Genomic DNA, 11,548 nt, shown 5'->3' with positions numbered 1-11,548 from the left:
TTAATCCTACAAAATTACTACAATTAATATAGTATAGGCAGGATGACGAATTTCTTGTAATCTGTATTTAAGAATGAATAATGAAAATTTAGAAAAAGGTGGAAATTAGCTAAGGAGGGTAATCATGAGAATAAATGTAAGAATAACGGGAAGTTCGAAACTGAGGATTGGAATCTATAATGTACCCTTTACATCGCTGGAGAAAAGCAATGAAACCTATTCCGTTTCACACCAAGATAATCAATACAAATACCTCATTAATCTAAAAGAAAAAACTTACCAATACGTTGAAAGCGTTTTATATCGTAACAGTAAAAAAAGCTCCCGGAATTGTTCACCAGTTTCCATTAAAAAAAATGAAGATCAGACATTTAATATAGATATACAAATAGATGGTTCCTTTCTGATAAATCACAAATTTGACCAGGGTGCATTACTTATAGAACAGAATCATGCTCAAGTATCATATCGATTAGAAATTAATAGTTTCTCCTCATCATTATTAGGACAAATAAAACAAGCTCATAAGAAAGTAAAGAGGAAAGAAAACAAAAAACAAAAGGTAAAACAAAGCACTCTTGATCTAATACAGAAATTTGAACAAATGGAGTTCATTCATCAAAGTCAAACTTCCGTAAACCAGGATTCTTTTCTTGAAGAAAAGGGGATTTATTTAACTCATCCTAATGCATATAAACGTTGTGAAAATTGCGCTAACTATAATGGTAAAAAATGTAGCTCTTATAATTTAGAAGTCAGTGATAACCATAGATGTTCACGTTTCTATTCCTATAAGACAGTTTATGGTGGAGGATTTTCACCTCGATAACGCACCGTCCAAAGCTCTTAATAAATTTATCCTTGTTATTCCAATTCGAAAACCTTTTATCTAAAAATAAGGTAAAATAAAAAAGCAGGAGTGCGAGTCCTGCTTTAAGTACAACTATTGAGAAGAAGATACTTAGTATCTTCTTCTCACCATAGGTCGCTAACTTGCTGCGCGTTCAAAAGTTTGCTTCGCGTAGTATATCGTAATTTCCGAACTGAATTAATAGGACTATTGCCAAGCTTTATTTTGTTTTGAAGGGCAATAGGTTTTCCCTTAAAGTGAATGATGTACTTGCCATCTCCATTGCTGGTTGGGACAATCTTATCAACCTCGGCGTAGTGTGTAATTCCTGAAATTGGCGACCCTACATAACAGGCTGCATATTTAATACGTGGCCTATTTTTTGCCCCAATCCGTACTGACCACCATTGGTTTTGCCCCAAAAAGATTTTCTGGAAGTTCGAATTCTTCGCAGGAAATAGAACAACAAGTTCATCAGTAATAGCCTCAGCTTTTGATTCTTCCTCGATATCGTCTTCACCTTCATAGTCTAGAAGTTCCTCTACATTAATTCCATGATCTTCAAACAACACATCTGATGCTGCATCAATAAGTTCATCAATGGCATTTTCAATAAACTGATTCCGGCTGGTAGATAATTTCCCTTCGGTTACAATTTTCAACTGCTCCATAATAATGTCGAGCATTGAAATGGTCTTCTCTGGCAGTAAGATACTGACTTGTTTCTTATTACCGTCTTCCTTTGACGTACTTATCACTTTCCGGATCGATTCCTGTAATGACGCTTTTGCCATTTGCTATTCACTCCCTCAACAATCCTTAATTGGATATATTTAACACTGTTAATTATACAAAATACTTTTAATAAACACAATAAAATCATACAAAAAAAACACATTAATTTAAATCCTCAATTCAATCAAAAAACAACAAGAAAGATTCTAGATGAAATTATTAAAAGGATTCATTTTTACACTGTTTGTATAAGTGGAGTCCATGAAACACAGGAGCTTTCCCTAAGAGGTGGAGAAACAGTGGATCGGAGATTCTCAGAAGAACTAAACAATGGCTAATATAGAAGAAGGCGAAGCAGTAACTTAAGTATGGTAAAAAAATTATATTATTCAAAATGGCGACCTAAAAGGGTCGCCTCTTCATATATAAGTAAAATTAATTCCCTTCAATTTTCTTTTTATCGTGATGAGCAGCAAATTCTAGAAACTCCTCAACAAACTCATCACTTTCCGGCTCGCCAACCCAATCAGGAAGCACATCATAATAATGAGACAATGCATCTATGGTGTATTCAAAAATTGTCTCTTTTCTACGTTCCTTCAAAAGCATGCTTAATTGGCTCATAAGTTGCAATTCAGTCGGATCTTCGATACTCGATACAACCTCTCTGTATTCTGCAACTAGCTGCGCTTTTTCGATTTCTTTATTTATTTGATTAAATTCAGCTTTGTTATAAATAGGCTTTTCAATGAAATCAGCATCTTCTCCCAGTGTTATATCTGTTTCATAATCCACCACCTGTGGCATTAACTCCTGTCTAAGCTTTTCTTTTTGGACCATTAATTTATCTACATCATCGAGTTCCTTCTGAAAATACTGTTCATCGATACCAAATATCTCGGAAAGTAGAGGGAGGTGCTTTTTGGAAATATTCTGCTTTCCCTTAATCCATAAATTAATATTCTGTTTTTTAATTCCCAACTTATCAGCTAAACCTTGATGCTCCATATTATATAAATTCAAGATATACTCTAATCCAATCATAGAAATCCTCCAAATTTTATTGTCCAAGACAATATTAACTCCTTATATTGTCTGAGTCAATATAAGGAAGAAGGATTTTTTCTTTTCTACACAGCAAAAAAGGGAGAATACGAATCCCCCCTTCATAATTTATTTTACTATTTAATCGTTGCTATACTTCTAAAAAGTAAAAGATACATAGGAAAAAATAAAAGTTTAATTGCTGGTAAGAGCTTTCATTAACTTTTCCAACTCTTCTTTGCTCAACGTAACACCTTTGCCCATTTTCTCATGATTGGGGGCCCACTCACGGATGTCATACTTTGGCTCACGACCATTCCAACTGATTAGGTTAAGTTCTTTGGTCCAGCCTTTTGCTGATTCTGAAAGAATAGCAATTTGCTCAGTAATTTCAAATTTGATTTCCGCCATAAACGTTAAATACCCCTTTTCTCTAGGTTCGAACTACTGTAATTCCGGTGGTTTACTTTCATCTGCGTTATAAGTGATACCGAAGATAGCATCGGTCAACCATTTTCTAAACGATGGATTATCATTATACAATTTATAAAATTGTATATCGTCTGCCATGGTACTGAACATAGCTCTTCCAACAGCTTTATCACTTTCGATTCTCGCATTCTGTTTATCCGAATTTTTCTTGGCATTTTGATAGTCTTTGTCTTTCGTAACCTTATCATGGATGGTTTCGATATGCTCTCTAATGCGATCTTCATCATTCCACTGGGTGCTTCCAAAAATGTCATGGAAAATGGATAGGATGTTGCTTAGTAAATCTAATTCGGCCTCAGCCTTGCCACCTTGAGCACTTGTAGGTACTGGACCAACTTCATGAATAGGTTCATCTTCTAGAATAATCGACATTTGGGCTTGGGCTTCAGCTCGATAACTGTCAAGGTCGATAGCTTCTAAGATACCTTTAGACAGATCTTCTTCCTTAGGTGCTGGTAACTTTGGTATTAAGAGATTTAGGAAGATAGACAATCTCTCCCAATCGGCATTACCGTAAGGAAGAATTGAAGCTAAAAACCCGTAGGTCCGAATAAAGGCTTTTGCTTTACTCTTAAAATCAATTTGTTGATCTTCGTCTAACTCCTCTTTATAAGCTTCAGTACAAATGTCTAGAATTGGATCGAGTTTGTCTCTTTCAGCTCCATTTAAGTAGAGTTCTACAATCGTGTCTACATGATAATCTGTAAAGACATGAGCTCGTTTAATATCATTCTCTAAATCATTGAGCTTATTTGGATCAGTTTCGTCTGAAAGAACGGTGGTAGTGTAGTATCTAGAAAATGACTCTTTAATTTGGTCGGTCTCATTGGCAAAGTCCAAAACAAATGTGTCGTGCTTTTTAGGATGCGCTCGATTTAAGCGTGACAAGGTTTGTACTGCCTTGATGTCGCTTAAAGATTTATCTACATACATAGTGTGCAATAAAGGTTCGTCATACCCCGTTTGGTATTTATTTGCTACAATCAAAAACCGATATGGGTCCTTCTTAAACTTTTTTTCAATATCATTACTAGGAAACCCATTAATAGCAGATTCAGAGAGTTTTTTTCCACCAAATTCTTTTTCTCCAGAAAACGCTACGATGGCTTTATATGGGCTCTTTCTTTTTTCTAAATAGGCTGAGATGGCATAGTAATACTGAATGGCTCGCTCAATGCCACTGGTGACCACCATTGCTCTCGCTTGTCCACCAATTTTACCTTTAGCGATTACTTTGTCATGGAAGTGGTCCACCATGATTTCAGCCTTAATCCCAATAGGTTGTTCTTCGGATTCTACATACTTTCTAATCTTCTTTTGGGATTTGTTCTTATCAAACATTGGGTCATCTTCTATGATTTTAGCAATCTTATAGTAACTTTTAACAGGTGTGTAATTTTTAAGAACATCAAGGATAAAGCCTTCTTGAATCGCTTGTTTCATAGTATAGATATGAAATGGTTTGTGTTTAATTTTACCGTCTGCTTCGTAAGGAACACCAAACATCTCTAAGGTTTTATTCTTTGGTGTGGCCGTGAAAGCAAAATAACTAGCATTGGTCAGCATCTTTCTGCCCTCAAGGATCTTGAGGATTTTATCTTGCGTTGTTTCTTCCTCATCTTCGCTGTCATATTTGTCGGATAAAGCCATGTTCATTTTGGCCGACATATTACCACTTTGACTAGAATGGGCTTCATCAATAATGATTGCAAAATTATTCTTTCGATGGGCGTTCCCGATATCATCAAGAATAAACGGAAACTTATGAACAGTGGTGATGATGATTTTTTTGCCCTCCTGCAGCAGCTTTCTTAGATCGCCTGAACTCTCGGCATGGCCAACGGTATTCGAGACTTGCATGAAACCCTTAATGGTATTTTTAATTTGTGTATCCAAGTTAATTCTGTCGGTAACTACGATAACTGAGTCAATAATCGTTTTATCAACTTTCATTAAAGAAACTAATTGATGGGCAAGCCAAGCAATGGAGTTCGATTTACCGCTGCCGGCGCTATGTTGAATCAAATATTTTTTCCCTACACCCTTTTGAGAAACATCTCCAAGGATTGCCTTTACCCCGGCGAGTTGATGGTAACGAGGAAAGATTTGTATCCTCGTTACCTTTTTAGTTTCGTTGTCTTTCTCTTCCACTATTTGAGCGTAGTTTTCAATAATGTTCGTTAGCTCATGCTTAGTTAAAATATCTTTCCAAAGGTAATCGGTCTTGATACCATTCGGATTAGGAGGATTGCCAGCCCCGTCTTTGTATCCTTTGTTAAATGGTAAAAACCAAGAGCTCTTGCCATCGAGTTTGGTGCACATTTTTACCTCATTTTCATCTACTGCAAAGTGCACCATGCATACCCCGAATTTAAATAACAATTCACGTGGGTCACGATCATCTTTATACTGTTGAACTGCATCATCGACACTTTGTTTAGTTAAACGGTTCTTTAACTCGTAAGTGATAATTGGCAAACCATTAATGAAAAGAACGAAGTCAAGGGCTAACCGGGTATTATCACGTGAATACATTAATTGTCGGGTTACACTAAAAATGTTTTGGTTGTAAAGTTTCTTAGCTTTCTCGTTATTTTCAGAAGGTGTCTGATATAACAAATCCAGTGTGACAGGATAGATTTTAAGTCCATTTCGCAAAACGTCTATGATGCCGTTCTTTGCAATTTCTCCTTGCAACCGATTGAGGAACTTAGTTTTATTCACGTCACTTTTGAAAACTCCTAATTTTTCAAGGCTGTCGGGTTGAGTATCTTGTAAAAACTTGAATAATCGAGTTTCATCGATGGCGTACTCTTTGTTGTAGTCACTATTTTGTCCTTGTTCATACCCATTATGATTGACCAAATGTTCTACAATTAATGTCTCTAATCCGGATTCTTTGGTATTAGATGGCATTATGCCTCCACCTCCTCCAAGTCTTCAACTTCCTCAGTTTCGTTTTCATCAAAATCTTCATCTGCTAAATCTAGGTCGTCTTCGATTACTCCATCCACAACAATGCCCTGAACATCGACTTTACCAGTTACTACCTCTGAGATGAGGCAAGTTCGGTATTCAGTCATAAGTTCAATTTCACTTTGAGTCTTATCAATCAACTTATCTATTTGTTTTGTTCTTTGCTCAATATACTTTTCAATTTCTTGTTGTTCAGCAAGTGAAGGAACAGGAACCGGGAAATTTAGGAATTTGTCTGCTTGTAATCTCCATCGCCCCATACTCGAAACTCCTTGGCCTAAGCCATAAAATATTTTAAACGAGTAACAGGACTGGAAAAAATATGTGTAGTATTTATTCCTATTATTTTTTTCGATGCCATTTTTAAACGTAAAAACGCGATAGTCTGGACTCGTTACACCATAATAGTTAGAACAATCCATAAATCCTGTTAGTAAATCCATATGATTCATAACAAAATCATTAGGATTAACAAGCTGATAGTTAGAGTAATCTTGAGCCATCTGTCCTTCATTTTTACTTATATCTTTTATTTTAATTCCTTGTTGTGTAACCGAAAGAACGTCATACCCTTCACTTCCAGCAATATCCTTTTTTATCGCAAACATAAATTTAACTTTGGAAGTCTTCCATTCCTCAGGAATATATCCAAGATAATCAACATTTGTTTTTTGCATACTTCTATTTGGGTAAATCCCTTGTGTCACAGCTTTATATATTATAGATTGCTTTTGTTCTTTTAGCGCTGCAACGATCTTCTTCTTAATACTTATAAACTTATTAATTTTAGAAAGATGTGAGTCCAAATATTTAACGATTTGTTCTTGTTCATCCCTGGGTGGCAAAGGAAATTTCGTTCTTAAAAACGTATCTGTATTAATGACCTTTCTGAGTCCTGTATATAAAGGTTTTAATAACTTGTTTCCATCTAGTGAAAGATAATAATAATATAAATATTTGGGATTTATATCAGCTATTTTAAATACTGTATATGCACCCGTTATCATGCCGTTTAGTGGTGACAATCCCACTGTTCTAGGCGTTTCATCGATATCAAATAGGCAGAATACCAAATCATTTTCATTCACTACTTGATATGTAGAAAAATCTTTTGGGAATTTTCCTTTGGGATTTTTCATGTCTCGCGCAATAATCCCTTTTAAGGTAAGTGACAAAAGAGTATAGTTACCAGATTGTTCACCTACAACATCTTTCTTTAACTTCATTACATTCTTATTTCTAATCATTTCCCAATGCGATGGTATTTTATCTAGCCAAGGTAGATTGACATCATTATAACTTTCATAGGGCTTTAGATTGTCATTCATCAGCCTTTCCCCCCTATAATGGAATTTAGCAGACCATCGGACTCTGCTTCCAACGCTTTAATATCGGCTACGATTTCATCTAATGTGCGTAACTGCACTGGCTTGTAAAAATACTTCGTAAAACTCAGTTCATACCCGATTTGGTTCTTACTTTCGTCAATCCAAGAGTCTGGAGCAAAGGATAAAACTTCATCTTTGAAGAATTGCTCAATACCGCCCTTGTGTAGTAGAGGAATTTGTTCGGTATCTCTTAGATTGCTATCAGGTTCGTATTCCACAACATTATCTTTACCGAGATGGTATAGACCGTATAAAGCATTTGATTCTACTTTAGATGCTTTGTGGACCTTCTTGATCACCTTCTCAGCAGTCTCATCAATAGTAGTTAAAAAAGCTTTTATTAACGTTATTCTCTTAGCAGATAGCTTGAAGTTGGACTTTTTAGCTTCCTTCTCTAGCTCCATAATAAATAGATTGTAGTCAAAAATAGTCAGGTACTGCAGTTTTTCAGCAACCACCTTCACAATCTCAAATAAAGATGGGTCCTTTTCTCTTACACATACAGTTTCAAAACGTTCAATACTTTCCTTATCTAGATTCACCCTTAACCTTAGTGGTCGCTCTACCGTAATCTTGTGGTAGCCAAACTCCTCATTTGGGAAAATCTTAGATAACTCTGTTTCCTTAAAATCAATCAACATTTGGGTAATCTGCTGTCTAATTTCAGCAGTGAATTCGCAGTTTTTGTTACCTAAGTTTTTTCGTAAAGAGCTCTTCAAGCTCGTAGCGTCAATGAGTTGAACTTTTCCCCGTCTATGAGGTGCCTTACGATTGGTCACGATCCAGATAAACGTGGCTATGCCCGTGTTGTAAAACATGTTTTCAGGAAGAGCAATAATGGCTTCAAGCCAGTCGTTTTCAATTATATAGCGTCTTAAGTTGCTTTCACCTGAACCTGCATCACCTGTAAATAACGAAGAACCGTTATGAACCTCGACTATACGGCTGCCAAGTTCCGTGTCGTGCTTCATTTTGCTGATTTTGTTAGCTAAGAATAATAACTGTCCGTCACTAGAGCGAGGAATCATCTTGAATTCAGGATTTTCATTGTGGGAAACCACAAATCGAGTGTCTGAAATTCCGTTTTTACCCCCAAGACGTTCTAAATCGGTTTTCCAACTCTTTCCGTACGGAGGATTACTTAACATGAAATCGAAATTCATCGTTGGAAAACCATCATTAGATAAGGTTGAACCATAAGCTACATTATCGGTCTGTGATCCTTCACCCTTAATGAGCAAGTCCGCCTTAGTGATGGCATATGTTTCCGGGTTAATTTCTTGTCCATATAAATACGTGTTTATGGATTTGTCATGTTGCTCGGCTAGTTCGTGAATACGCTGATCAGCGATGGTTAGCATACCGCCTGTTCCGCATGCTCCATCATAGACAACATAAGTGGCATCATTGATTTTATCCTCTATTGGTAGGAACGTGATATCAGCCATTAGCTCTACTACATCTCTTGGTGTAAAGTGTTCCCCGGCTTCCTCATTGTTTTCCTCATTAAATTTACGAATTAATTCCTCGAAAATGACCCCCATAGAATGATTATCTAGACCAGGTATTAAAATCTCATCATGGTCATCCTTAATTGGGTAAGGACTTAAATTGATTGAAGGACTCACAAATTTTTCAATTACCGCACCAAGAATGTCAGCCTCGACCATTGTATCGATTTGATTTCTAAACTTGAATTTCTCCAGTATTTCCTGCACATTCGGAGAAAACCCATCTAAGTACTCAATAAAGTCCATCTTTAGTTGCTGCTGTTTAGATCTAGACTTCAAATCCTTCAAGGTAAACGGTGAAGCATTACAAAAAGCCTGCCCTGCCGTATTACAAAGTGCCTCTGTCTGGTTCACTACCCCTGCTTCGTCTAACATTTTTTTAGTTTGTAAAACAACCTCTTTTGTAGGCTCAAGCACGGCATCTAGCCTGCGAATTACTGTCATTGGTAAAATGACATCTCTATATTTTCCTCGCACATATACATCACGAAGGCAGTCATCTGCAATTCCCCATATAAAGCTAACAATTTGATTATAGATTTGATTATTCACCTTTTTTAACCTCCAGTATTTTTATATCAAAGTAATTTTTATCATGTGACTTTAAACTTAGTAATCTTCTCCTACCTTAAAAGCTTCTGTTAATCCCATTTTCTCATAAAGTGAATAATAGTTCCTAGCGTGTTCTTGTTTTGCCTTTTCAATAATATTTGCAAGTTCTTCATCAGCCCGCCGGAAAGAGTTCCCTATTTCATTAATTTGGTCTTTCTCGAGATCAGGGACAGGTATATTTTCAATATCCTTTATAGTAAGCACGGTAACCGATGTCCCTTTTTGTTGCGATGTGATGTAATACAGACCAATCGGACTTTCCAAAAACGCCTTAATGAAAGATGGGTTTACGCCCTTTCTTGGCCTTAAACCTATAAAATTATGAGAAAGAATAAGTTTTTTATCAGTCGAAGGCACGACAGCCACCTTAATGGCTGCTCCACGGCTCGAAATAAGTATATCTCCTTCCATCACTTCATAGGTGCTGGTTTTTTTATCCAACTCAATCGGTGTTAACTGATCGAATAGGATCTCTCCTTCCTGGACATCAGCCAACTGTATCAGGTAACTATCACCTGTTTCCTTTTCCAAATTTTTTTTGTTTGGGGTATTCATCCCACGATACATTACTACGAGGTCCTTCAAGACTACCTTTTCATAAGCGGACTGCTCATACAGCTCACGGTTCACCTGAACTTTTCCAAGAACTTCACTTTCAACCTCGTTGATTTCAAAATAGCGCTTAATATTTAAATTAGCTTCAGCAGCTATAATCTCATCAATTGATATAAATGTGGAGAATTTCTCAATCGGTTGATTTGAACGATAAGCCTCGATAATCTTTTGTATATCTTCATCCTGCAAGATATTTTGGCCTCTTCCTTTTTCGTAATGATCAGCTGCATCAATAAATTGGATAACTTCTTTTCGTTCTACTGGTTTATTTTTATTGAAGATTATTAATGCCACCGGAATACTGGTTGATACAAAAAGATTAGTTGGCAAGCTGATTATGGTTTCAATCACATCATCATCAATCATACCCTGACGAATCTGTCGGTCCGCACCTCCTCGGAACAGCGTTCCATGTGGGACAAGTATGGCTGCTTTTCCCTCAGGGGATAAAGCAGATAACCCATGCTGAATGAAGGCCATGTCTGCATTTGCATCACTTGGAATTCCGTATTTAAATCTTCTATACAAATCGAATTCTACCTGTTCACGTCCCCAATCTTTTAATGAAAATGGAAAGTTCATGACAACATAATCGAAAAACTGATTGGTAAAAGCAGGTTTGGTAATGGTGTTGCCTAATACAAAGTTTTCAGTGTCAAATCCATGAATGAGAAGATTAATCTTTCCAATAGACCATGTATCTTTGTTGATTTCCTGTCCAAACAACTGAACTTGATGACCTTTTTTCCGAGCGTATTCTCCAGCAGCAATTAATAATTGACTGACCCCTGCTGCCCCATCTTGGATACTTCCTCCTTTTATGTCCAGTAAAGGAGGAAGCAATTTCGTCAGCGACTTAGGGGTAATGTAGTCGGCTCCCATTTTTCCTTCCCCTGCTGCGAAGGTATATAGTATTTTCTCAATGACTTCCGAATCCAGAGGAATTTCATTTATTGCTGCAACAACCTTTTGAAAAATATCTTGATCTAAATTTTCTAGAAGGTCCGAATAAAGGACTCCTTTCAATCCTGGGTTTTCATACTCAATCTCCCTTAGGGCTTCCAGGATCATTTCTTTAAGGCGATAATATTCGTAAATTATTCCACTCCACTTAGCTTGTTCAGGTATTTTATAATTTTCTGGTCGATTTTCAAGGTGGCGAAGTGCCAAGAGTGGAAATATTATTTTTTTGTAATCCGATGCATTTATCGCTCCTCTTAAAATGTCAGTCATTCTAAACAACTTTTCTTCCATTGTTTCTTTCAAACAATCATCCCCTCAATTCAATTACTATCTGAAGTAAGTCAGTTACTTTTTATCATAAC

General features: G+C 36.5%; 8 protein-coding genes. 1 reads left to right on the top strand and 7 read right to left on the bottom strand.

The genetic code is table 11. The annotated features are described in order from the left end of the window. The first annotated feature begins 124 nt into the window (after positions 1-124). A complete protein-coding gene (locus tag BANA01_RS26050) occupies positions 125-829 on the top strand; it encodes a hypothetical protein (protein WP_063255333.1) in 705 nt (234 codons plus the stop codon). Between the two features lie 146 nt (positions 830-975). On the opposite strand, the gene BANA01_RS26045 is transcribed toward BANA01_RS26050, so the two are convergent. The 7 genes from BANA01_RS26045 to BANA01_RS26015 all read right to left on the bottom strand — a co-directional run bounded on the left by BANA01_RS26045 (position 976) and on the right by BANA01_RS26015 (position 11,489). After that, positions 976-1,644: a hypothetical protein gene (locus tag BANA01_RS26045; RefSeq protein ID WP_063255332.1), complete on the bottom strand. Its 669-nt coding sequence runs from the start codon at positions 1,642-1,644 to the stop codon at positions 976-978. 376 nt (positions 1,645-2,020) lie between these two features. Continuing rightward, positions 2,021-2,629 carry a helix-turn-helix domain-containing protein gene (locus BANA01_RS26040; RefSeq protein ID WP_063255331.1) on the bottom strand — a complete coding sequence of 203 codons (609 nt, stop codon included), beginning with the start codon at positions 2,627-2,629 and terminating at the stop codon, positions 2,021-2,023. Between the two features lie 195 nt (positions 2,630-2,824). Next, on the bottom strand, positions 2,825-3,040 hold the full coding sequence (locus BANA01_RS26035) for a YdbC family protein (RefSeq protein WP_063255330.1): 216 nt from the start codon (positions 3,038-3,040) through the stop codon (positions 2,825-2,827). 33 nt (positions 3,041-3,073) lie between these two features. Then, complete coding sequence (locus BANA01_RS26030) at positions 3,074-6,037, bottom strand: type I restriction endonuclease subunit R (RefSeq protein ID WP_063255329.1); 2,964 nt, start codon at positions 6,035-6,037, stop codon at positions 3,074-3,076. Beyond that, positions 6,037-7,425, bottom strand: a complete 1,389-nt coding sequence (locus BANA01_RS26025; RefSeq protein ID WP_063255328.1) for a restriction endonuclease subunit S — start codon at positions 7,423-7,425, stop codon at positions 6,037-6,039. The genes BANA01_RS26030 and BANA01_RS26025 overlap by 1 nt, the downstream gene beginning before the upstream one ends. Further along, positions 7,425-9,548: a type I restriction-modification system subunit M gene (locus tag BANA01_RS26020; protein ID WP_063255327.1), complete on the bottom strand. Its 2,124-nt coding sequence runs from the start codon at positions 9,546-9,548 to the stop codon at positions 7,425-7,427. Before BANA01_RS26020 ends, BANA01_RS26025 begins: the two co-directional genes overlap by 1 nt. Positions 9,549-9,605: 57 nt before the next feature. Next, complete coding sequence (locus BANA01_RS26015; RefSeq protein WP_063255326.1) at positions 9,606-11,489, bottom strand: N-6 DNA methylase; 1,884 nt, start codon at positions 11,487-11,489, stop codon at positions 9,606-9,608. Between the last annotated feature and the right edge of the window lie 59 nt (positions 11,490-11,548).

It is taken from the genome of Neobacillus niacini NBRC 15566 (genome assembly GCF_001591505.1).
GTDB lineage: Bacteria > Bacillota > Bacilli > Bacillales > Cytobacillaceae > Neobacillus > Neobacillus niacini.
The sequence above is the reverse complement of the archived record's forward strand: the minus strand, read 5'-3'. Positions and strand labels throughout refer to the sequence as shown.